This window comes from Acinetobacter sp. ANC 3781 (assembly GCF_004331285.1).
GTDB lineage: Bacteria > Pseudomonadota > Gammaproteobacteria > Pseudomonadales > Moraxellaceae > Acinetobacter.
Map to the genome: position 1 here is coordinate 138,379 of NZ_SJOH01000007.1, position 24,418 is coordinate 162,796.

Here is a 24,418-nt window from a genome sequence, read left to right on the forward strand (position 1 = left end):
AAAACTGGTTAAATCATAAATCAGGGAAATTGCCCTGATTTATCGTATTTGATTTATTGAATTGAAATACGGGTAAAATGCACATCGTATTCCAAGTATTTATGTACAAAAGCGGTTTTATCATTACAGCGCAGTAAATTATTATAAATGAATTCCGGCACAGGATGATAAAGCTCTCCAGATCCATTGCTATAAAAAATTTTTAAATAGCGTGAAGATGCATTGTATTTATAAGAAGTGACGACAAGCATTGTTCCCATAAGCGCCCCTCATTTTGTAGGGATATAAAGTAGCACGCATTGACTACATCCTTTGAAACTATGATAAAAAGAACAAGGTATGTATAGCAGAATTGTAATATTTCTAATCAATGAATACGGTTATATCAATACTCGGGATGCCTGGAATCTATTGTTACGCAATTTTAATTGAGCTGTAGAATTGAATACTGAATGTTTCATATAATCCATAAAAAACCACGCTAAAAAGCGTGGTTTTTTGAATCAGTTTAATCTAATAAAAATTAGATTTTACCTACTAGGTCGATTGAAGGAGCTAAAGTAGCATCGCCTTCTTTCCATTTAGCTGGGCAAACTTCGCCTGGGTGAGCGTGAACGTATTGAGCTGCTTTAACTTTACGAAGAAGTTCTGAAGCATCACGGCCAACACCACCAGCATTGATTTCAACGATTTGGATTTTACCTTCTGGATCGATAACGAAAGTACCACGATCTGCAAGGCCGTCAGCTTCGATTAATACGTCGAAGTTTTTAGCAAGTGTCCAGTTCGCATCACCTACCATTACATATTGGATTTTTTTGATTTCTTCTGAAGAATCATGCCAAGCTTTGTGAGTAAAGTGAGTGTCAGTAGAAACTGAATAGATTTCAACACCTAATTTTTGGAATTCAGCATAGTTGTCTGCAAGGTCGCCAAGTTCAGTTGGGCAAACAAAAGTGAAGTCAGCTGGGTAGAAGAATACTACAGACCATTTGCCTTTAAGATCAGCTTCAGTTACTTCGATAAATTGACCATTTTGGAATGCAGTTGCTTTAAATGGTTTAACTTCTGTATTAATTAAGCTCATCATTGTCTCCATGATTGAGGTTTATATTTGATATCCAAAAGAATAGCGAATTTTTTGTTATTGATGAAACAGTATTTTTATATAATTGAAATCGGAAAAACCGAATTAACAAAGATAAGGGTCACTATTTCACCAAATCTGATTTATCCATCTATTCAGTCCTATAAACATGAGGACTAAATGACAAAAGATCAGTTTTTCAGCTTGCCTAAGAAGATGAAGGTGCAAGGACTAAAATTCAAGGGCAAATTTTTTTTAATTCAACTTATTTTTCTGGAATAAATTATTGGCGTGCTAAGTTATCATCATAAAATGAAGTATTTGAATATCTTTAAAGAATATAAACAGTCGATTTAGCTTTACTTGAAATCTATTTTCCATAGTTTTGAAATTCTTTACATCAAACATTATGAATAAACATTTGCTTGTCTTTCTCTCGAGAGCGTTACAGCGTAAAATATTCAGTTCAATTTTTCGTTTTGGGATAGATTATCTGTGTTAAGTCATTTAAATGTAGATCAATGGGTCATGGCACGTGACCGTCATCGTTTAAATCGGCTACGCAAAGGTAAAGATGCCAGTGAGGCGCAATATCAAGAATTATTAGAAAAATCGAATCATAAAGTTCGTGAGCGCCTGTCCCGTGTACCGAACATCAAACTGAATCAAGACCTGCCGGTTACCCAATATAAAGACAAGTTGATTAAAGCAATTCAACAGCATCAAGTGATTATTGTGGCAGGTGAAACCGGTTCGGGTAAAACTACCCAGTTACCGCAAATTGCCATGCTTGCCGGGCGTGGTTTAACCGGCATGATAGGGCATACCCAACCTCGTCGACTGGCTGCGCGTAGCGTGTCGCAGCGTATTGCTGAAGAAGTCGGTGAAAAACTGGGTGAATCAATCGGGTTTAAAATTCGTTTTAATGAACAGGGTTCACAAGACTCCATTGTCCGTTTAATGACCGATGGTATTTTGCTGGCTGAATTGTCCAATGACCGATTCCTCACCAAATACGACACGATTATTATTGATGAAGCGCATGAACGTTCACTCAATATCGACTTTATCATGGGTTATCTCAAACAGCTTTTGCCTAAGCGTCGTGATTTAAAAGTCATCATTACTTCAGCAACCCTAGATGTGAACCGCTTTAGCAGTTACTTTTTTGATGCCCCGGTTTTTGAAGTTGAAGGACGTAGTTTCCCGGTAGAGCTGCGTTATCGTCCGATTTCAGAAATGACGATTGGCGGCAGTGATGACGATGAGTTTGATGACTTTGAAGAGAACCTGCCACGTGCAGTGGTTCAGGCGGTCAACGAGTGTTTTCAGGATGCTCAGGATAAAGGTCATCCCGAACATGCCGATATCCTGATTTTTGCCAGTACCGAACAGGAAATTCGCGAACTGCAAGAAACTTTGCAAAAGCATGGTCCGCGTCATACCGAAATTTTACCTTTATATGCACGCTTGGCTTTAGCTGAACAGCAAAGGATTTTTAATCCGGGCGGTAGTGGGCGACGCATTATCATTGCCACCAACGTGGCCGAAACTGCTTTAACGGTTCCCAATATCCGCTATGTGATTGATAGCGGTTTTGCCCGTATTTCACGCTACAGTTATCGTTCTCGTGTACAGCGTTTACCGATTGAAGCTGTGTCGCAAGCGGCAGCGAATCAGCGTAAAGGGCGTTGTGGCCGTATTGCGCCGGGTGTGTGCATTCGACTGTATTCTGAAGAAGATTTTCTCAGCCGTCCTGAATTTACCGAACCTGAAATCAAGCGTACCAATTTAGCCTCTGTGATTTTACAGATGCAAAGTCTGAATCTGGGCGAGCTGGAAAGTTTCGATTTTATTGAGCCGCCAGATCATCGCTTGGTGAATGATGGCCGCAAGCTGCTGATTGAGCTTGGGGCAATGCATGAGAAAAACTCTCCTAAAGCTGAGGAAGAAAAATTATCCTCAAAATCTAGTACTTCTAAAAAATTGGGAACACAAGGCGGATTAACCAAAATCGGTCAGCAAATGGCGAAGATGCCGATTGACCCGCGTTTGGCCCGCATGATTTTGGGTGGCGCGCATTTTGGTGTGCTGAATGAAGTGCTGATTATTGTGGCTGCGCTGGCAGTACAAGACCCACGTGAACGTCCGGCCGATAAACAGACCCAAGCCGACCAGAAACATGCCTTATTCAAGGAGGCTGATTCTGACTTCCTGTTCTACATCAAGTTATGGGAAACCTTGCAAAATAATCGTGCGTCTATGAACGAAAATAAACGTCGTAATTTTGCACGTCAGCACTTTTTAAGCTGGTTGCGTTTGCGTGAGTGGAAAAAAACCCATGAACAATTGACTGAATTGGCTCAAGGGTTAAAGCTTTCCTTTAATGATAAAAAAGCCAGTTATGAAAATCTACACCGTGCTTTGTTGACCGGTTTGCTTTCGTTTATTGCTAACAAAACCGATGAACGTAATGTGTTTATGGCAGTGCGCCAACAAAAAGCCCGTATTTTTCCCGCTTCGACCTTGCATAAGAGCAATACGCCTTGGGTCATGGCCTTTGAGATGGTAGAAACCTCTCAGGTGTATTTGCGTACGCTCGCCAAAATTGAACCTGAATGGATTCTGCTTGCAGCGCCCGATTTGCTCAAGCATCACTATTTTGAACCACACTGGTCGAAAAAAGCCGGCATCGTCAATTGTTATGACCAGATTTCATTGTTTGGTTTGATTATTGAGCCTAAACGTTTGATGGATTATGAAAAAGTCGATCAGCCGGCAGCGCACGAAATTTTTCTGCGAGATGCCTTAACTACGGGGCATTTAGGTATTACACCACCATTCTTGAAGCATAACTTGCTTAAGCTTGAAGAAGTCGAACGGGTGGAAGATAAACTGCGTCGTCGGGATCTGGTGGTGGACGAAGAAACCATCTATCAGTTCTATGCATCCAAAGTGCCGGAAGAGGTCGCCAGCCGTCGAACCTTTGAAGACTGGCGTGCCACGGTTGAACCGCAAAATCCACGCTATTTATTTGTCGATGATGATGCGTTGTGGATGAATGATCGTCCCACCACGCAGCAATTTCCTGACTATCTGCACAACGGTTCTTTACGTCTGGCTGCGAGCTATCGCTTTGACCCGAGCCATGATGAAGATGGTGCAACGGTTAAAATTCCGGTACAGGCCTTGCCGCAGGTGGATGAAAATATCTGGTCATGGGGGATTCCGGGCTGGCGTCAGGATTTGATTGAAGCATTGTTAAAATCACTGCCTAAAGATAAGCGTCGTAACCTGGTTCCGATTCCGGATACTGCGCGTAAGCTAATGAGCGGGATAGATGCGGTACATTTACGTGAGCACATTTTCAATTATTTAGCTTTTCAGTTACGTGGTGAACAAATCACCGCAAAAGATTTCTCCTTTGATCGGGTTGATCAGTATTTGATGCCGTTCATTAAAGTCATTGACGAAAAAGGCCGGGTGCTTGAAAAAGGCCGCGATCTGGCTGAACTTAAAGCACGTTGTCGTACCGAAACGCATAGTCCAGTGAAGCAACTTAAAGGTGAGTTTAAAACCTTCCCGGACAATTTTACTTTTGAAGCATCGCAAAAAGTGACAGGGGTGATTGTTAAGCAATATCAAGCCTTGGTTCCGACCAAAGCATTTGCAGAACTGGATGCAAAAGATGAATCTGGTGTGGTCATTCAAACCTTTAATGATCAGGCTGAAGCTATTCGCCAGCATCGTGAAGGGGTGATTCGCCTGGTTTACATGCAGTTGGGTGATTTGGTTCGTCAACTGAAAAAACAGATTTCAAAACCACTGGCTTTGGCCTATTCACCACTCGGTGACAAAGCTCAATTAGAACAAATGTTAGTGTATGCGACACTTCAGATGACAATAAGTGAACTTCCTGTCAATGCTGAAGAGTTTCAAAACTTGCTTTTAAATGTAAAAAAATCTTTCCTAACGAATGGACAAGAGGCATTATTAGTACTAAGTGATATTTATATCCAGTGGCAGGATATTCGTCGGAAATTGTTGGTTTTAGACGATTCTCTTTTTGGGAAAAATATCGATGACATTGAAGATCAGCTTGATTTAATGAATCTTTCCAACTGTGTGTATGTGAAATCTACGGACATCTGGCAGGAATTTCCCCGTTATTTGAAGGCGTTAGTTTTGCGTTTGGAGCGCTTGCCCAATAACTTACAAAGGGACAATTCTGCCATCGATCAAGTTGATCCATGGATGGAAAGATTATTTAAGTTTAAAAATGATGCTCGCCTGAAAGAACTGTACTTCATGATTGAAGAATTTCGCATTTCTTTGTTCTCCCAGCCAATGAAAACAAAGATGCCGATTTCTCCAACCCGATTGCAAAAAGTATGGAATCAATTAGGCATCAGTTAACATAGCGGGATATTAGCAGGAGTTTTACATGGGCATTCGTATTACAGGTACTGGCCTTTATCACCCAGAAGAAGCTATTAGTAATGAAGAATTGGTTGCAAGTTTAAATGCTTATGTGGAACAGTTTAACCACGACAATGCTGAAAAAATCGCAGCGGGTGAAATTGAAGAACGTCTTGGTTCAAATGCTGAATTTATTGAAAAAGCATCGGGTGTTAAAAGTCGTTATGTGGCTGAAAAGTCAGGTATCCTAGATCCAAAACGTCTATATCCACGTTTACGTGAACGCAGCAACGATGAACTTTCCATTCAGGCAGAATGGGGCGTTACAGCAGCCAAACAGGCGATGGAAAATGCCGGTGTTACAGCCGAAGATATCGATGTTGTGATTCTTTCATGTTCTAACATTCAGCGTGCTTATCCTGCTGTAGCCATTGAAATTCAAACGGCTTTAGACATTGAAGGTTATGCCTATGACATGAATGTCGCCTGTTCTGCTGCGACATTTGGACTAAAACAGGCGGCTGATGCCATCAAATGTGGCGCACGCCGTGTACTGCTGGTGAATGTAGAAATTACTTCCGGTCATACTGATTTCCGATCACGTGACTGCCACTTCATTTTTGGTGATGTCGCAACAGCCTCTATTATTGAAGAAACCACCACTAAAACCGGTTTTGAAATTCTAGATACGCATTTATTCACCCAATTTTCAAACAACATTCGCAATAATTTTGGTTACTTGAACCGTAGTGAAGATGCAGTTGTAGATGACAAACTTTTTCAGCAAGACGGTCGTAAAGTCTTTAAAGAAGTTTGTCCACTGGTTGCGAAAATCATTACCAAGCAACTTGAGAAAAATCAGATTGCACCGACCAATGTGAAGCGTTTCTGGTTACATCAGGCTAATGCCAGCATGAATGATCTGATCTTGAAATACGTGGTTGGTAAAGATGCTGACCGTGCACTTGTGCCTATTATTCTTGATGAATTTGCCAATACGTCTTCTGCAGGTGTAATTATTGCGTTACACCGTACTGCACATGAAGTAAATGACGGCGAATACGGTGTACTTTGCTCATTCGGTGCAGGTTATTCTGTCGGTTCAATTCTGGTACAAAAACACGTTGTTGCATAAGGAACACTATATTGCAGGTTGAGCATGATGCAAAATGGATCAAATGCCTAAGTGCGTTGTCCAAACAGTATTTTACACCCAGCTTCTTCGGTGCTGAACATATTGATGCATCCAAACCTGCAATGTATGTCGGTAATCACACCCTGTATGGAATATTTGATTCACCCATCCTGATTGATTACCTCTATAACAAGCATAAGGTGGCTGTGGTCAGTATTGCTGATCATGGTCATTTTTATTTGCCAGGTTGGCGCACCCTGTTTAAAAAATTTGGTGCGGTCGATGGTAAAAAAGAATATATCCGTGCTGCGATGCAACAGGGTTATTCAATTCTGGTCTTTCCTGGCGGAGGGCGAGAAGTCCTAAAAAGAAAAGGTGAGGCTTATCAGCTGATCTGGAAGCAGCGTTATGGTTTCTTAAAACTGGCGCAAGAGTTTAACTACGAGATTGTTCCATTTGCAACTTTGGGTGGGGATGAAGTTTTTGAACTCGGTTTTGATGCTAATTTGATTATTGAAAGTCAATGGTTTCAAAAGCTTTTGAAAGTACCTCAACTGGATAAATTACTCCGACATGGCGATGTGATTCCTTCCTTGCCTAAAAATATTATCCCGAAACGATTACCTTTTTATTTTCAATTTATGCCGCGACAAAATTTAATGCATATTAAAGATACTGAACAATTGAAAGATTTTCGCGATCAGATTCAGCAACAAATTTATGCCGGTTTAGAACATTTAAAACAACAACGTGAAGTTAAGAAAGTTTGATTAAACTCTTAAGTCAGCATAGAGAGTAGCTTTACTATATTATTAGGTACATCTCAGGATGGTTGTTTAATTTGAGGCGAGTATGAAACAGGATCGTTTAGTACCGCAGTATCCATTGATTGCGAAACAGTTACTCAGAATTTCTAAAAGTCTAAATGAAATTTTTCAAGATCAGCTCAATATTGTCGGTGATCTGAATGTGCAAAATATGTTTCGTATTGATCAAGAGCGGCATGTCGTAAAAATAGCCAATGGTTTGTTTCAACTCGAATTTCATTCGCCCGCCTCAGATCTGAAAAAAATCTTGCAGTGTGATTTTACTTATTTGGGGCAACATGCAGAATTAGTTGAAGAATTTATTCTGCATGATCTATATTTTTTAACGGGTGATTTAAAGCTCCAACATTCATTATTTTTACGCCAAAAAGCCCAGCAACTTCGGCAACTGTTACTCGATCAGGCTTATTTATGGGTCAATGGAGCAGAACGGGTCAGTGCCTATTTAAAATGTCTGTGTGTAGATGAAGCTGAAATTATCGATCAGCTGATGATGAATGCAAAGATTTATCACTCGAAAGTGCTGACCAATTATGTCATGAAAAAAATGGCTTTGCCTGAAACTGTTGTACAAATGCTGCAACAGGTTTGCTCGATTCAAATTGTATGTGGTGAGGAGTTTTTACCGATCCAGCCCTTGATGGAATGTCTGGATGAATTCTGTTTTAGTGCGCAGCAGTTTTTACCTGCTGCCATGTATCGAATTATGGCATTGTCATTTGAAGAGCGCTTTAATTTAAATGAGTTGATGGAACATCAAGATGATATTCAGTTGTTATATCGTCATGCAGAAGAAAAATCACACTTATTAGGCTTCGTACGGTTAATGCGCCGTGAACTTTGGCAGCGTGATGATTTATTGTCAAAGCATAATTTTCTTTATGCGACCTCTACAGTTTGGCAAAAGAAAGTCGCAAAACAGCCAATATTTGACTATCCTCGTGCGGTGAACTGGTTGTTTAAACAATCGGGTGAGGTGGTGGATTGGCTCAGTCGCCATATTCAACACAGCAGTGTCAGGGTAGCGGTGACAGCTTTAAGTTTTGTGGATACCAGTCAAGTTCATCCGCAGGTCATTTTAGCTACCTTGCAGTATTTTCAGCATTCTTCAGCACGTATGTTCATTTATAGCTGTCACTATTTTGCGATGCAAGAAGCTTGGTTTGAGCATAAAAACAATCTTACTCTAATGCTTAAAGGTCAGAGACAAGCCTTGGATGATCATCGTATTGCAATCAGTCCTTCTATTTTGTACTTGGATGAATGGATGGAGCTCATGCGTAATGTTGTGAGAGGGAACCAGCAAATCGTAAAAAGGGTCTATTTACGTTTAAGTTGGGTAATACAAGCTTATATGTTGTATCTACAGAAAATAACGCACGCCTTACCTGAAGACTTAATGTTATATATCCGCCCTGAGACCCATCAAAATCGTGATTTTTATATAGTATTACAACGCTATAAAATGCAGCCGGATAAGTTTCGGCAAATCTTTTATTTACGTGAGCGACATGTAAAAGTGTCAGTTTTTGATTCCTATGTGCGGGATTATTTGGTTGATTATTTTAGCGACAATAAAATGGTGCTCAAAAGTACCAGATGGATGGGGCTGTTTCATCAAGCGATTCATTGGCATGATCACATCCAGAAACAGGAAATTATTGCGCAGTTAAAGAAAAGTTATGTCGAAGTTGTATGGCAACCGCTGATGGTTGAGAAAAAGATTCAGTTCGCAGGTTGGAGTTTTGAAGAGTTGGCAGACTTAGATCGAATTATTGAAGAATCAACATGGTGTCATCACTGCCTAGCTGTCAGCTATGCACAGCGAATTATTGATGGAGAATATGTGGCTTTTCATATGACATCTGAAACAGGTATGCATCATATGACTTTAGGTTGTCACTTACAGGGCGGGCAATTGGTCTATGACCAGTTGGAATATTCACATAATCGAAAAGCTGAATATTTTTTTGTGAATGTCGCTTTACAATTTATCTCCTGGTTAAATACACAGTTAATATCGTTTAAGTGACAGTTACTGTCGTTAAACTTTTTTCTGTGCTTAACTTTTAGGGAAAAAATCGTTAGGCTATAGCCGTTAATTTACGGTTATAGGTCTTATGAAACAAGAAACTGCACTCAAGCTTTTAAAAGCGGGCGAAAATGTCTTTTTAACAGGTTCGGCTGGTGCAGGGAAAACCTATACTCTCAATCAGTACATCAATTATTTAAAAGTCCGTAAAGTACCGGTGGCCATTACTGCATCGACTGGTATTGCTGCAACACATATGAACGGCATGACTATTCATACCTGGGCCGGGATTGGGATCAAGGATTTTTTATCCGATGCCGATCTAAAGAACATGAAAGAGCGTAAATATTTAAAAGAGCATTTAGAAAATGCCCAAGTGCTGATTATTGATGAAATTTCAATGTTGCATGCCAAGCAGTTGAATCTGGTCAATCAAGTTCTCAAATATTTTAAAGAAAGTGATGAAGCCTTTGGTGGCATTCAGGTCATTGTCGCAGGTGACTTCTTTCAGTTGCCGCCAGTGGGTAAAAATGATGAACGTAATCGTGATAAATTCTGCTTTATGTCAGATGCCTGGGTTGAAGCAAAATTTCGGGTCTGTTATTTAACAGAGCAACATCGTCAAGGCAATGATTATTTAAATGACATTTTAAATGCAATTCGTAGTCAAAGTATTACTGCTGAGCATTTAAAAGCTTTAGAACAAACCCGCCAGCAAGATATTGGTGAAACCTTCACGCGCTTGTATACCCACAATATGGATGTGGATGTGATTAATTTTAAGCATCTGAATGCCATTGAAGCGGATGAGCGGCAGTTTGAAGCCGTGTGTGATGGTAATGACAAACTGATTGAAACTTTAAAGTCGTCAGTGCGTGCGCCTGAAAATCTCACCTTAAAGAAAAATGCCAAAGTGATGTTTGTAAAGAACAACTTTGACATGGGTTATATCAACGGTAGTTTGGGCGAAGTGATTGGCTTTGAAGAAGATGATGATCATGGCATTTTACCTAAAGTGAAGCTCACTGATGGTACGGTATTGATTGTTGCGCCTGAAACTTGGTCGGTGGATAACGATGCCGGTAAAACCATTGCCAGTTTTCAGCAAATTCCACTGCGTTTGGCGTGGGCGATTACCATTCATAAATCTCAGGGCATGACCTTGGAAGCGGCTGAAATCAATCTGGCTCACACTTTTGAAAAAGGTCAGGGCTATGTCGCAATATCGCGTCTAAAAGCTTTAAGTGGATTAAAACTGCTCGGAATTAATGAGCAGGCTTTGGAACTGGATAGTTTAGCGATTAAAGCTGATCGACGTTTTCAGGAATTATCCAATGAAGCAGAAAATCACTTTGAGTCGATTGATTTGGCGCCGCAACATAAAGCCTTTATTCGTCATTGCGGCGGTACCTTGAATGAAACTGAAATTCAGCGCAATGAAAAGAAAATTGCAAAAAGTGGCGGCAAAACCAATTATGCCACTGCGACCCTGGATGAAACACGTGAACTTTTCGTTGAAGGTTATGAAATTCAGGATATTGCGGTTGAGCGCGGATTAACGCCGGCAACCATTATTAATCATTTAGCGAAATTGCATAAAGAGCAGGGCCTGGATATTTCTGTCGCTCACCCGGGTGAAGAAGTGGTTGAACAAGTGCGTAAAATTTATAAACGCTTAATGAAGCGTCAAAGTCCTGAACATTTTAGTGAAGATGGTGTGATTAAACTGCGCCCAATTGTGGAAGCGACTACACCGCGTATGGGTTATGATCAGGTGCGCTTGGCTTTACTTTTTGTTGAATAAGTTTCAATGCTTCGATCAGAAAAGGACATCATTCGATGTCCTTTTTATTTAAATGAGTGCTGCTAGATGAATGTTTATGACTTGATAAAAGTTTATGATTTGGGTTCAGCGGTCATCATGCCCATACCTGCAATCCATTCCTGAATCGGCTCATAATAATGCACCTCCGAATCATATTCGCCACTTGCAGAAAGTGCAGCAAAAGCCGCAATCCAGGCACGGATTTCCTGACCACCCCGTCCGCCATCGCGACGAATTTCTTCATTGCTCATACTGGCTAAATAATCAAAATCTGCATTTTTAAAGCGTTGCAATAAGTCTTTATCCCATTCCGGGTTCAATGGAAGCGCAGCTGATAAGTCACCATCGGCTAGGCGTTGTCCGACTGCAATGACTTTGGATTGGCGATGCTCACGTGCTTCTGCTGTCGGGTTGCGGCCCGCAATTAAGAATTCCTGAACTTCGGGGGGGGCAGTGCTAATTTGAGGGGTCGGTGGATCATGGGATAAACCACCGGAACCAATAATTAAAACGCGCTCATCTAAGGTTTTAAGATATTCACCAATTACCTTACCCAGTTCGATTACACGCTTGGTCCGTGGCATCGGTGCAGCAGCGCCATTAATAAATACCGGAATGACGGGATAACGATCGAGCTGACCTTCACAGAGTAAATCTAGCGGTTGGGTAAAACCATGATCGGCTTGCATACGATATGAATAGGAAACGTCAACATCATGTTCTAAACAGTGTTCAATTAAACCGAGGGCTTTATCTTCTGGAACATTTAATGGGGCAGGTCCATAATTCCAGTCACCCGCAGCAGTTGCACGTACACCGACACAGAAACTTGGCATCAGGTCATAAAAAAAGCCATTAAAATGGTCTGGACCAAAGACCACAATTAACGTGGGATCATAGGCTTTGACTTGTTCTGCCAGTTTTTGAAATGTTTGACGTGCAGCTGCTTCTATATCTGCAGGAGGAGATGCAAAATCCAGTAAAGGTGTGTGCGAGACACAAATGAGTTTTATCGGCATTGTTTTCGCTCAAATCTGCATTGATCAATGATTTGAGCTTAAATATAAACGGATAGGTAAATACAATATTTATCTTTGATCGAATCATAGTAAAAATATTCAGATTAAATAGAGAAAATTGGATTATTTGTTTTAGAGTATTGAAATACAATATTTTATTTTATTAGTGATGGATGTTAGAGAGAGAGTCTTGAAAATTTCATCCTAAGTTTAGTTTTAATTCTTGCATAGCTAAGACCAAAGTTTTAAAGATGTTCGGATTCTTAAAGGCAGTATGAGCAAGATTATTTAACATTAAATTTAAGACATTAGAAAAGTAATACTTTGAGTTGAAAAAAGAATTTGCTATGGTGTTTCTGAATAAGAACAATTTGAATAAGTTTTAAAATAGAAAACAGGATGATTTTTTATATTATTCGAGACAATTAAAACAATAAAAAGGAAGAATTTATGAAACAGTATCAGAGAGCAGCCTTAGCTTTAGTAGTGGCAAAACTAGAGTTTGGCAACACTAAATCCAATATTTATGATTATAACGAAAGCCTATATCCTCAAATTAGCGGAAATGTTAACGCACAGGAAGCTAAACTTTTTGATTATCAGAGATCGGTAATTTTTGAAGGACGACATACCGGCCGAGAGTTTAATTTATATGATTATGGTCATAGTGAATTTATCAGTTTAAAAAAGAAAGGAATAAAAAAGTACGAAGGTTATCATTATGGAAATTCAAGTTATTTCGAGATTACGATTTCGGGTTCTACCATAAATTTTTATGACTTTAGTACTGCACAATATTATCGCTTTTCTTAACAGATAATTTATTTTATTTCATATAAAAATAACCCCTAAAAAGGGGCTATCTTTGCTGTGAAATAGTTACCTGCAATTAATTAAGCAGCTTCAGTCAACTCTTCATGAACTTCTTTCGCTATTTTCATGCATGCAGCCATGCTGTTTTTGTTTCAGTTCACTTAAGTGTTTTTAAACCAAAGTCTGGATTACCTATAAGCGTTCAGCAGGGATGGTTTATAAAGTTTCATTAATCACTAAGTATGTTGTCGAACTTTGAATATCAGAGATACTCAGGACTAATCGCATTTACATAGCTCCTGTTCATGGCAGACTTTAAGAAGCGGTAGACCAGAATGTAAGATTTCAAGGGGGACGATATCTGTATCCATAGTTGTGATTTATGACAAGTGGTCTTGAATGTCTCAGTAAAGTAAGTTTTTGCTTAGGCAGAAAATTCGACTTGAGTAAATGCATCTTTCCAGTAATTTTTCATGAGCAAATTTAAATTTATGTTTTACTTCAATATGTAGATAGCCAAGAATGTGACAAAGCAAGACTCATGATTTTTTCCTACACAGAAATTATTTTGGTTAAAACACCATCGAATAAAAGTTAACATGAAGAAAAATAATTAATTTTAAGGTATGATGAATTATATTCATTATTTCTTGGATTTTATCTGAGTGTTTGTGGTTAAGCAAAATTATTTTTATAAGTTTTCTGCACGTATATTAAAGCTAGTCTATCTTGCACTCGGATAAGTTTCATTTTTTATATTCATAATATTTTCAATAGAGTTGAAAATATTATGAATATCGTTTTTATAGGTTCGTCTGATTCTTGCCACTCGAAGCATAGCATCCCGTGTTGCATTCAGGCAGTGCTTACTTTCTTTATTGTCCTTCGCACTTCCAGCATAGCTGTAAGTCTTGCGCAAGGGCAAAACGATGTTTTGCTGGATCCTTGCTCATGTTAGAAATTCGTCATTTAAAAACTTTAACTGCCTTACGTGAGCATGGCTCATTGGTGGCTGCAGCCAATGATTTGTGTTTAACACCGTCAGCAATTTCTCATCAACTTAAAGAACTAGATCATTGGTATGGGGTAGAAGTGGTAAATCGCCGCAGTCGTCCAGTGACTTTTTCTAATGTTGGACAGCGTTTGCTGAAATTGGCGGATGATGTATTGCCACAAATTCAAATTGCCCAAACAGACATTACTCGTATTGTACATGGTCAGACCGGGCGTATTATTTTCTCATCTGAATGTCATAGTTGTTTTGACTGGTTAATGCCTTTACTTAATCAGTACCGTCATTTATATCCAGATGTAGACCTGGATTTTGCTTCAGGTTTTGAAGCCAATCCGCATGAGCTTTTGCAAAATGCAGAATTTGATCTATTAATTACCGCTGACCCGATTGCGTTAAAAGGGATTGAATATTTCCCGATTTTTGAATATGAATCACGTCTGGTTTTATCCAATACTCATCCACTCGTACGTGCAGAACGTATCACTGTGCAAGAATTGGCTGAGGAAACACTGATTACTTATCCGGTAGACAAGCATCGTTTAGATATCATGGCGAAACTGTTTATTCCTGCAAATATTCAACCGAAACAGATACGGACTACAGATTTGACCCAGATGTTGATTCAATTGGTGGCCAGTGGTCGTGGGATTGCTGCATTACCAGATTGGGTTGTAAATGAATATGAACAAAAGGGCTGGGTCTCATCACGCCGTTTAGATTGTGTCTCTGCTAGTGGTTTGCGCCGTACTTTATATGCAGGCTATAGGACCGAAGAAAAAGAGAAAAGTTATTTTGAAGGTTTCTTAAAGCAATTGGCTAAATTTTCTCAAAAACGGAATCAGTATTATATGAATTGATCTGTACTTGAATACTTTAGCTGGGCATATTCAATACGTTTGTATATTGCGTATGCCTTAAATTGATTATTTACGGCTCAATACATCTGCAATCAGATTGGTGCGCGTAAGAATAAAGATAAATATCGAGAGAAAGATTGCCATAATGGCTAAATATCGAGTCCATGAATATTTGGAACCTTTTCCTTCCCAAACTTGTAACTGCACGCTTTGAAACTGAAAGTTGCTGCGCTCGGTAATTTCAGCATGGGTGGCAAAACTTGAGTCTGATGTATCTTGTGTAGCATCAACAGAAAATGGATCCGAAGCCAGTACCAGTAAGACAGGCTCGTTGGCTTTATAATTATGAGTATCATCTTCACGGAAAGCTTCTGGGTGATAGCCATTTCCGCTCATTCTTTCAGTTCCTCCAATAAAGCGTAATTCTACTTCACCATCTGCAATAGCATAGCCACGTGCTACCATAACAAAACGGTAAGGGTTATTGGCTGCTGTTGCTTCATAGCCGATTGAGAGTTTGGGGCGTTTATCTATATCGGGTTTAGGCATTGTGGTGTTGTTGAGTGCCTCAATTTCTTCAAGGGTGAGGTCATAGCTACCTATGAGTTGTTGTCCATACTCACCAGGTTTAGGTTCATGAGAAACTTTAGCGCAAGCAGTAAGAACCAGTATTAATCCCCCAAACAATAAGACCTGCGTTTTTTGTAAAATATTTATATTTTTTAAGAGTTCCATAATTATTCCTTTTATTAGTGCATATTAGGTTTAAAAAATAACAAGCGAGTCATGCTGTTTGAAGAATAGACGCAATGCTGCACTTTGTTGTTGTAGTGTTGGACGACTTAACATCACCTCAAGACTACGTATAATGACGTCACAGCTTTTTGGATTTTCCCCAGCAATATCATGCAATAACCAAATATCATCACCAAACTCAGAACGAAGGTCTCTAGAAATTTCGGACCATTGGCTTTTAGCGAAATTTTCATCATAAGGCACAGATGCTTGTTTGTGCTTCAGTACTGCTGTGATTGCCAGTATGGTTTTTTGCTGTGTGGATTCAGAAATGGCATTCTGAACTTGAGCAATATCTTTATTATGGCCAGGTGAGGTAATTAGAGCACATGCTTTATTGCGCCGGGCATCACGCAGTTGCTGAACATAAGCTTCAGACCATTGCACAAGTACAGTATCGGGTAGTTTAAAAGGAATCAGAGGATCGATATTGTGATGTAAGATTGAAGAAACAAGAGACTTAAAGTTTTGATCATCCATGCTATTGTTAGGTAGTTTAATTAATTCACTGTAAGCAACCGAATCACCAGTTTCAAAAGCCCGCAGGATTTTGAACTGTTGTAATATTTCTTGTCTGTGCTGAATTGGACTATCACTGTATTGATATTTATTTTGTTCCTGTTTGGCTTGATATTGATTGATTCCCCAAAACAATAGGCAAAAGCCAATAACGGTCATAGTGATGAATTTCATAATGATTATAAGTGTGCTGTTTTTATAAGTGAATAATATAATATTGTTTGAAATTTAAACACATGTTTTATAGGAAATTTTCGCTTAATTCATTATATTATTCACTATGCAAAGCACAGATCGATCAGACCATAGAGCTATCCTTTCTTCATATTTTGGCAATCAGAAAATAGAAAAATTAATCACGTGCCTTAAAACAGCTAAAACCAGTACCCTGACACGGAGTTAGCCTATCCAGTTTCTTCTAAAATTATTAGCACTTTTTCTTTAAATCTCCTGCATTTTTTTTGGTCGCTTATGTCTAAATCTAAAAGACCTTCGCAAGAACTGATGTCAGTCATTTAGCCACAAATGGCTATTTTGAAGCTTGGACTTGATCTGAATGCAGTTATGACATTGGTGGCTGAGCAAGCTCAAAGCATTACCCAAGCCAAAGGAGACTGTGGTTAAGTTGGCTGAAGACGGGGTATGGTGTGCTATGCTGTATCGGGTGGTGCTTCACAGTTTCCGGGCTTGCAGCGGAAACTGCAAAATAGTTTATCTGACTTATGGATTGCGCAAAATGTAACCTTTTATTGTCAAGATAGTGAGGTAGAGATGCTTTTAAAGTCGGTGAGTTACAGATTTTAAGCTTGATCTTAGAGTTGATCGCAGCTGCGATGTAGCATGTAACACAGTTTGGTGCGCAGGAACTTTATAAACTGGCGACTCAAGATAATCTCACTGATTCAGCTAATCAGGCTCACTTTTTCAAGAATGTCCAATAAACAGGGTCAATATACCGGCGGCAATTAAAGGACCTACAGGAACACCACGCAATACAGCAACACCTGCAACCGTACCAATCAGTAAACCTGCAACTACATCAGGTTGATTGCTCATCAGCTTAACCCCGCGCCCACCTAACCAGGCCACTAAAACACCAATCGCAATAGCCAATAATGATTTCCAGCTCATAAAGGATTTTAAAATCGCCTCTCCCGGAATTTTTCCACTAGCAATAGGCGTTAAAACACCAATGGTTAAAATAATAATGCCAATATTTAAACCGTGTTGTTGCAAATAAGGAAAAAATTCACTCAGCGGGGTAATGCGAAAAACAATTAAAACACCGGCAGCAATCGTGACTGCACTATTATGACTAAAGATACCGCAAGCCAATAAAGCCAGAAGGACGATCAGATTTAAATCTAAATTGGACATTACTTTCAGGGAGATTGAAAAAAATAAGCTCTATTGTATCGGGTTTTGCGCTTAGATTTACTTTAAAGCCTAGGAACAATAAAATTAGTCTGTAATTCAGTATAGAATGCGCTTTTTATGTTAGTGAAAAGGTTAGGTTTATGTTTTTGGAAAAGATGTTGCAATCGCAAGGTTTTGGTTCGCGTAAACATTGCCAGCAGCTCATTAAAAATGGAGCGATTGCCGTCCAAGGTGAAGTTATCACCAATGCAAAACATAAACTGAATTTAAAGAATTTAAGTTTTTCCGTCTATGGCGAAAGCTTTGATTATCGTGAAAAGGTTTATATCGCTTTAAATAAACCTCAAAATTACGAATGTTCACATCAGGCCACTCATCATTTTAGTGTGTTTGATCTTTTTGATGATGCTTTGATAAACCGTGGTTTGCAATGTGTAGGACGTTTAGATCAAGATACCAGTGGGCTTTTATTGCTCACGGATGATGGACAATTTTTACAAGCACTAACCCATCCAAAAAAACATGTAGCTAAAATCTATCGAATGCAAACCGCCGATCCTGTGACAGAGCAACAAATTCAGCAATTACGGCAAGGTGTGGAATTACGTAAAGAATCAGGTGTTTTTGCAGCGACAGAGGTGATTCAACATGCAGAAAATGAATTACAGTTGACTATTCATCAAGGTGTTTATCATCAGGTGAAACGGATGTTGGCAGCGGTGGGAAATAAAGTTGAACGACTGCATCGTCAGCAGATTGGTGCTTTGGCACTTCCTGAATTAGAACAAGGGAAGTGGATTTATTTAACTGATCATCAAGTAGAGCTGGCCAAAACACGTATGTCTATTTAAGGAAGCAATGATAAGTTTGAAATTCATCATCTTTCACAAAACCCATTTTTTCATATAGTTGATGTGATTGGTAATTGGTTTTTTGCGTTTCTAAGCTAATGCGTAGTGCATTTTCATGGCGTGCAAATAAAATGGCTGTATCAATCAGTTGTTTTGCAGAGCCCTGACGTCGAAAGGTCGGGGTCACATAAACATCATCTAAAATATAATAGATGGAACACGCTACTGAAGAAAACCCTAAGTAAAGTAAAACGAAACCTGTAAAGACATCGTCTTTAATATGAATAAAAATTACACTTTCCTGATTTTCAAAGCGTTGTTTTAAGAATTGATAAGATAAGTTTAGGTTGGAAGAAGCACCATAAAATTGGCGATATTCATCGAATAAAACTGAAAGTGGATGTAAATCTTCTAGAGTTGCACGTCTTACGATCATTCTATACTCCATGCTTTTATTGCTTTGCATGAAGCATAACTAATTTTTTATATTCGTTTTTTTTAAATTTGTTTGTAAATGCAACACTGTTAAGTTTTGTCACTTTCACCCAGTATGGCATTTAGTTCTTCAAACAGGTCTAAATGGTCATCATCTAAAATAATTTCTTCGTCAGCCTCCACGGATTGATTTGCTTCACCGTCTAACGTACTTTGTTGTTGCTTTAATTTACGGATTTTATACAGTTGTTCAATGTTAATATTTTGATTTTCAATAGAAAATGGAATTGATTTGGTTATCACGACTTGTTTGAAAAATAGTCGAATTGCTTGTGCTGGCGTAATCCCCAATTGTTTAAACACTGCAAAAGCATGTTTTTTTTCTTGGGAGTCAAGTCTTATTTGATAAACTTCTGTTTTTCTCATGATTTTTAAATACGTCTAATTACTTAACTTTTCAGCATTTATTTTAATCAAATCTAGTACGATTTCAATATTCATACACTATATTTACGAAAATAATTTGTAATGACAAGAATATTACAATGTCAATTCAAATTTAGATGAAAATTCCATCTCTTGATTCGTGATTGGGTCATTGAAGCGAATATGTTTGGCTAAAAGCTGAAGTGGGGTTGAAAAATCATCCTCTCTTTTATGCTGTACCGCAGGATAAAATGGATCATTTTTTATCGCAATGCCCAAACTGCTTAAGTGAACACGTAATTGATGTTGCTTACCGGTGATCGGTTTAAGTTCATATTTCGCCCACGCAGAATCATGTTCGATTAAATCAATTTCCGTTTCACTATTTATTGTACCTTCAACCACTTGCATAGTGTAAAAGGGTTCGCCTTTTTCCATTCGATAACGGGTATAGCAGGGAAATGTTATATCGGCATGAAAAGGTGCAATCGCATGGTAGGTTTTTTTAACTTGGCGTTGTGCAAACATATCTTGATAGATTGCTCGAGTAGACACCTGTTTAGAGAATAAAACTACACCAGCAGTTTCACGATCGAGCCGATGAATAGGGGTTAAAAATTCATTACCCGTTTGTTTTTTTAACCGCACTAACAGGGTTTCTTGAACATATTGTCCGGTGGGACTAATGGTTAAAAAATGCGGTTTATCGATAACTAGTAAATTTTCATTTTCAAATAAAATTTCATGTTCAAAAGGTACATGTATTTCATGGGCTAAAAAACGATAATAAAACACGTGGCTATTTTCAATATAGGGTGCATTACAGGTTAAGACATTACCCGAAGCATCATAAATTAATCCGTCAGCAAAACGTTGTTCCCATTCAGATCCATCAATATGTGGAAACTGTTGACATAGATATTCATACACACTATTGGGTGTTAGAGCCGTTTTGGGAAGGAACACTTTACTTGCGCTTACACCCGCAATCATAGGCGGAATAAATTCAGTGTGAGTCATATGATTTGTCGTGGATTAATCAGTCGTGTATAGAAATCAAAGCTATCTACAATGAAATGTAGGAAAAGTTACACATTTAGAAGTGCGAGCATGGGCAATAAAGCAGTGCGATGCTATCATAATTGTTCTTTGGAATCATGTCGTGAGTAATATGCAGTATTCATTTAATTTGGCCTTAAACAATGAAAACGATACCCAAAATCTAGCACAGGTTTTGGCGCAGCATTTTAGCACGGGGGTGGTTTATTTAATTGGTGATTTAGGCGCAGGAAAAACGACACTAACACGTTATTTTTTGCATAGTTTAGGGCATCAAGGTGCGGTAAAAAGTCCGACCTATACCTTGGTTGAACCCTACAATATTAATGGTAAAAACATTTTCCATTTCGATTTATACCGTTTAAATGATCCTTATGAAGTGGAACTGATGGGTATTCGCGATTATCTGGAAACACCGAATGCGCTATTTTTATTTGAATGGCCTTCAAAAGGTGGCGATGAAATTCCACCCGCTGACCTGATTATTAATATTGAAAAGTCTGAAGATGAGCTGACGCGTACAGCAAGTTTAAGTTTTGGATCACCAGCATTAAACCAAGCATTAGAGAGCCATTTTAACAATGCGTAATGATTTAAGCGAACGTCGTATTCATACCCTTAATCCTGCACTGGCGAATCAAATTGCGGCAGGCGAGGTGATTGAACGTCCAGCGTCGGTAGTGAAAGAATTATTAGAAAATTCAATTGATGCGGGTGCGACTGAACTTATTGTTCGTGTCGAACAAGGGGGTAGTACCCTAATTGAAATCATTGACAATGGTCATGGGGTTCATCCAGATGATTTAGCGTTGGCCGTCATGCGTCATGCCACCAGTAAAATTCAAACGGCGGATGATTTACAAGCCATTGTCAGTTTGGGTTTCCGCGGTGAAGCACTGGCCTCTATTGCTGCCGTTTCCCGTTTAACCCTGACCAGCAGCCAGAATGATGAAGGTATCGGTTATCAGGTGGAAGTAAATGGTACCGCTTTTGATCATCAGGAAATTCAGGCGGTAGCGACTCAAAAAGGCACCCATATCCGGATACAGGATCTGTTTTTTAATGTGCCAGCTCGTCGCAAGTTCTTAAAAAAACAGGGGACTGAATTTGGGCATATTGAAGAAATTGTCCGCCGTCTGGCCTTAACCCATTTTGATATCCGTTTTGTTCTGGAGCATAACAATAATATTCGTTTGAACTTGCCGGTTGCAGATAGTGGCGAACTCCGTTTTCAGCGTGTTCAGCAGTTATTAGGTCGCCAATTTACTGAAAATGCCTATTGGATGGATGCAGATAGCATCAGCATGCGTCTATCTGGCTGGCTCGGGCATCCATCCGATGCACGTTCACAAGCAGATTTGCAGTATGTCTACGTGAATGGACGTATTGTGAAAGATAAAACCATTTCACATGCCTTGCGTATGGCTTACGACGGGATTTTGCATGGTCATCAACATGCGGCATATTTATTGTTTCTAGAAATTGATCCTGAAAATGTTGATGTCAATGTGCATCCAACCAAACATGAAATTCGCTTTCTAAATCAACGTGAAGTGCATGAATTTGTGCGTCATTTTGCCAAAGAAACCCTGTCTCAGTTTCAAACGGCAAGTGCTGACTTAGCGCAGGCCATGAAAACGCAGGATGAAACTACTCAGAATCCTCCAACGCAACATCCGCGTTATCAGGAACAGTTTCAATTGCATCGTGCTGTGAAGACTCTACAACCTGCCATGTCAGTTGAGTCATCTACTGAATTATTAACTGATTTTAACGCTAGCAGTCCACAAACTGTTCAATATTCATCTCAGTCTTCACAAAGTCGCTATGCGGGATCCCAGCAACTGAATAATGCCTTGCAAAGCTATTTAGCGCCATTACGTGAATCAACATCATCAACTGCCAATGCAGCGTTGAATCACTTCGAACAAAGTACAGCAGTTCATGTGGATGAGCATCCGTTGGGTATTGCGATTGCACAATTGCATGGGATTTATATTCTTGCGCAGAACACTGAAGGCTTAATTATTGTAGATATGCATGCCGCACATGAGCGGATTGTATTGCAACAAATGAAAGCCGCTTGGGATAAACCCGAATTCTGGACTTCACAGCAATTACTGATTCCCAAAGTTATTAGTACCAGTCGTATGCAAGCCATGCGGGTGGATGATCTGAAAGATCAGCTCGCACGTTTAGGTCTAGAAATTGACCAATATGGCGATGAACAGGTGATTGTACGTGGGGTGCCTGCCATTTTGCATAAGGCCGATTTTGAATCTTTAGTACCTGAATTGCTAAATGATTTAGATCCAAGTGATAAAGCCCAAGGCTTGCTGCAAAAGCGTGATCAAATTTTGGCGGGAATGGCGTGTCATGGTGCAGTTCGTGCGCATCGTATACTCAGTCTTTCTGAAATGAATGCTTTACTGCGTCAAATGGAACAAACTGAATTTGCCAGTCAGTGTAATCATGGACGTCCAACCTGGCGTGCATTTCCACTTTCACAATTAGATAAACTTTTTGCTCGAGGAGAGTAGGTGTACATGTCAAATCAATTGCCGGTCATCAATTTAATGGGACCAACTGCAAGTGGTAAAACCGCTTTGGCATGTGAACTTTATGAGCAAGGTCATTTTGAGCTGATCTCCGTCGATTCTGCGCTGGTTTATAAAGATATGGATATTGGGACAGCCAAACCGACCAAAGAGGAACAGGCACGCTATCCGCATCATCTGATTGATATTATTACCCCTTTGGAAGTGTATTCGGCAGCTAATTTTGTCGAAGATGCCTATGCATTGATTGATGATATTCATGCGCGTGGTAAAACCCCGATCTTGGTGGGTGGAACCATGCTTTACTTTAAGGCATTGCTAGAAGGCTTATCTAGCAATTTACCCAGTGCAGATCAGACTATTCGAGCTGAAATCCAAGCGCAAGCAGAGCAGCAGGGCTGGGAGGCAGTTTACGCAGAATTGTGTGCAGTAGATCCATTGGCTGGCCAGAAATTTAAAAGCAGTGATAAGCAAAGAATCATTCGTGCATTAGAAGTATTTAAGCTCACGGGACAGCCGATTACAAAACTACAAGCTGAACAACCTAAAAATGTACCATATCGTTACACTTTTCATAATCATGCTTTGTTGCCTGATCGTGTAGAATTGCATAAACGTATAGAGATGCGACTTAAAACTATGTGGGATATCGGATTTTTACATGAAGTAAAAGGTCTGATTGGAAAATACGATTTAAATGATAATTTACCCTCAATGCGCTCCGTCGGTTATCGTCAAACTTTAGAATTCCTGCAAAAAAGTGATCAAAGTAACGAAAAACGGCAAGAAATGGAGGATAAGTCTTTGTTTGCGACACGACAACTTGCAAAACGTCAATATACTTGGTTAAGATCTTTGCAAGAGTCGCATAATTTTAAAACATATTTGACGATAACGCAGGCTCAAGAAGACTTGCGAAACTGTTACGGATAAAGCAAAATTTAGTAACTATCTTTTTATAATTTTTATTGAAAAATAGAGATAGTTTTTTGCGCTGATTTTTAAATTTTTTTGGAGTTATAACATGTCTAAAGGTCAAACTTTACAAGATCCATTCTTGAACTCTCTCCGTAAGGAACGCATTCCTGTTTCTATCTTCCTTGTTAACGGTATTAAATTACAAGGTCATATTGAATCTTTTGACCAATATGTCGTTTTATTAAAAAATACTGTAAGCCAAATGGTTTACAAACATGCGATTTCTACAGTGGTTCCTGCGCGTAATCCACGTCCTGCTGGTGCTCCTGCTGGTGCTCAAGGTGCTCCAGGTAGTTTTGGTGCTCAAGGCGGTCAAGGTGGCTTCGGCGGTCAAACTGGCGGTTTCGGTGGTCAAAGTGGTGGCTTTGGCGGTCAAGGTGGCTTCGGTGGT

At 39.4% G+C, this 24,418-nt stretch carries 21 protein-coding genes; 12 read left to right on the top strand and 9 right to left on the bottom strand.

Features of this window, described 5'->3' with window-relative positions; translation table 11 throughout:
- Nucleotides 1-53: 53 nt before the first annotated feature.
- Nucleotides 54-260 carry a KTSC domain-containing protein gene (locus E0H89_RS07245; protein WP_131215918.1) on the bottom strand — a complete coding sequence of 69 codons (207 nt, stop codon included), beginning with the start codon at nt 258-260 and terminating at the stop codon, nt 54-56.
- Nucleotides 261-523: 263 nt separating this feature from the next.
- Nucleotides 524-1,087: an alkyl hydroperoxide reductase subunit C gene (gene ahpC, locus E0H89_RS07250; protein ID WP_131215921.1), complete on the bottom strand. Its 564-nt coding sequence runs from the start codon at nt 1,085-1,087 to the stop codon at nt 524-526.
- Nucleotides 1,088-1,615: 528 nt separating this feature from the next.
- Between ahpC and hrpA the strand changes: the two genes are divergently transcribed.
- The 5 genes from hrpA (at nt 1,616) to E0H89_RS07275 (ending at nt 11,304) form a co-directional block, all read left to right on the top strand.
- Nucleotides 1,616-5,503 carry an ATP-dependent RNA helicase HrpA gene (gene hrpA, locus E0H89_RS07255; protein ID WP_502698404.1) on the top strand — a complete coding sequence of 1,296 codons (3,888 nt, stop codon included), beginning with the start codon at nt 1,616-1,618 and terminating at the stop codon, nt 5,501-5,503.
- A gap of 28 nt (nt 5,504-5,531) precedes the next feature.
- Nucleotides 5,532-6,641, top strand: coding sequence for a beta-ketoacyl-ACP synthase III (locus E0H89_RS07260; RefSeq protein ID WP_131215924.1), 1,110 nt, complete (start codon nt 5,532-5,534; stop codon nt 6,639-6,641).
- Nucleotides 6,642-6,652: 11 nt separating this feature from the next.
- Nucleotides 6,653-7,411: a lysophospholipid acyltransferase family protein gene (locus tag E0H89_RS07265; RefSeq protein ID WP_131215926.1), complete on the top strand. Its 759-nt coding sequence runs from the start codon at nt 6,653-6,655 to the stop codon at nt 7,409-7,411.
- 82 nt (nt 7,412-7,493) lie between these two features.
- On the top strand, nt 7,494-9,500 hold the full coding sequence (locus E0H89_RS07270; protein ID WP_131215928.1) for a hypothetical protein: 2,007 nt from the start codon (nt 7,494-7,496) through the stop codon (nt 9,498-9,500).
- An 88-nt stretch (nt 9,501-9,588) separates the two neighbouring features.
- On the top strand, nt 9,589-11,304 hold the full coding sequence (locus tag E0H89_RS07275) for a DEAD/DEAH box helicase (RefSeq protein ID WP_131215930.1): 1,716 nt from the start codon (nt 9,589-9,591) through the stop codon (nt 11,302-11,304).
- 92 nt (nt 11,305-11,396) lie between these two features.
- Here E0H89_RS07275 and E0H89_RS07280 read toward each other — a convergent pair whose 3' ends face one another.
- Nucleotides 11,397-12,344: a 3-carboxyethylcatechol 2,3-dioxygenase gene (locus E0H89_RS07280; RefSeq protein ID WP_131215932.1), complete on the bottom strand. Its 948-nt coding sequence runs from the start codon at nt 12,342-12,344 to the stop codon at nt 11,397-11,399.
- Between the two features lie 450 nt (nt 12,345-12,794).
- Here E0H89_RS07280 and E0H89_RS07285 point away from each other — a divergent pair, with 450 nt between their 5' ends.
- A complete protein-coding gene (locus E0H89_RS07285; RefSeq protein WP_131215933.1) occupies nt 12,795-13,157 on the top strand; it encodes a hypothetical protein in 363 nt (120 codons plus the stop codon).
- Nucleotides 13,158-14,108: 951 nt separating this feature from the next.
- Nucleotides 14,109-15,029: a LysR family transcriptional regulator gene (locus E0H89_RS07290; RefSeq protein ID WP_131215935.1), complete on the top strand. Its 921-nt coding sequence runs from the start codon at nt 14,109-14,111 to the stop codon at nt 15,027-15,029.
- Between the two features lie 66 nt (nt 15,030-15,095).
- On the opposite strand, the gene E0H89_RS07295 is transcribed toward E0H89_RS07290, so the two are convergent.
- The 3 genes from E0H89_RS07295 to E0H89_RS07305 all read right to left on the bottom strand — a co-directional run bounded on the left by E0H89_RS07295 (nt 15,096) and on the right by E0H89_RS07305 (nt 17,720).
- A complete protein-coding gene (locus E0H89_RS07295) occupies nt 15,096-15,764 on the bottom strand; it encodes a hypothetical protein (protein ID WP_171459140.1) in 669 nt (222 codons plus the stop codon).
- 30 nt (nt 15,765-15,794) lie between these two features.
- Nucleotides 15,795-16,502 carry a hypothetical protein gene (locus tag E0H89_RS07300; RefSeq protein WP_131215937.1) on the bottom strand — a complete coding sequence of 236 codons (708 nt, stop codon included), beginning with the start codon at nt 16,500-16,502 and terminating at the stop codon, nt 15,795-15,797.
- A 765-nt stretch (nt 16,503-17,267) separates the two neighbouring features.
- On the bottom strand, nt 17,268-17,720 hold the full coding sequence (locus E0H89_RS07305; RefSeq protein ID WP_131215939.1) for a DUF441 domain-containing protein: 453 nt from the start codon (nt 17,718-17,720) through the stop codon (nt 17,268-17,270).
- Between the two features lie 140 nt (nt 17,721-17,860).
- Between E0H89_RS07305 and E0H89_RS07310 the strand changes: the two genes are divergently transcribed.
- Nucleotides 17,861-18,571 (top strand): pseudouridine synthase, encoded by a 711-nt coding sequence (locus E0H89_RS07310; RefSeq protein WP_131215941.1) that lies wholly within the window; start codon nt 17,861-17,863, stop codon nt 18,569-18,571.
- On the opposite strand, the gene E0H89_RS07315 is transcribed toward E0H89_RS07310, so the two are convergent.
- The 3 genes from E0H89_RS07315 to E0H89_RS07325 form a co-directional block, all read right to left on the bottom strand.
- A complete protein-coding gene (locus E0H89_RS07315; protein WP_131215943.1) occupies nt 18,564-19,007 on the bottom strand; it encodes a GNAT family N-acetyltransferase in 444 nt (147 codons plus the stop codon). The two genes, E0H89_RS07310 and E0H89_RS07315, sit on opposite strands and share 8 nt — an antisense overlap.
- Before the next feature lie 89 nt (nt 19,008-19,096).
- A complete protein-coding gene (locus E0H89_RS07320) occupies nt 19,097-19,432 on the bottom strand; it encodes a type II toxin-antitoxin system RelB/DinJ family antitoxin (RefSeq protein WP_131215945.1) in 336 nt (111 codons plus the stop codon).
- Nucleotides 19,433-19,546: 114 nt separating this feature from the next.
- Nucleotides 19,547-20,452, bottom strand: a complete 906-nt coding sequence (locus E0H89_RS07325; RefSeq protein WP_131215947.1) for a pseudouridine synthase — start codon at nt 20,450-20,452, stop codon at nt 19,547-19,549.
- A 151-nt stretch (nt 20,453-20,603) separates the two neighbouring features.
- On the opposite strand from E0H89_RS07325, the gene tsaE reads away from it, so the two are divergent.
- The 4 genes from tsaE to hfq all read left to right on the top strand — a co-directional run.
- Entirely contained in the window at nt 20,604-21,080 is a 477-nt protein-coding gene (gene tsaE / locus E0H89_RS07330; protein WP_131215970.1) for a tRNA (adenosine(37)-N6)-threonylcarbamoyltransferase complex ATPase subunit type 1 TsaE, read from the top strand.
- The gene (gene mutL / locus E0H89_RS07335) at nt 21,073-23,031 is read left to right on the top strand and encodes a DNA mismatch repair endonuclease MutL (protein ID WP_131215949.1); all 1,959 of its coding nucleotides are present in this window, start codon (nt 21,073-21,075) and stop codon (nt 23,029-23,031) included. The genes tsaE and mutL overlap by 8 nt, the downstream gene beginning before the upstream one ends.
- Before the next feature lie 6 nt (nt 23,032-23,037).
- Nucleotides 23,038-23,982, top strand: coding sequence for a tRNA (adenosine(37)-N6)-dimethylallyltransferase MiaA (gene miaA, locus E0H89_RS07340; RefSeq protein WP_131215951.1), 945 nt, complete (start codon nt 23,038-23,040; stop codon nt 23,980-23,982).
- A gap of 91 nt (nt 23,983-24,073) precedes the next feature.
- Nucleotides 24,074-24,418 (top strand): RNA chaperone Hfq (hfq, locus tag E0H89_RS07345; RefSeq protein WP_131215952.1); only part of this gene is annotated, 345 nt, incomplete at its 3' end.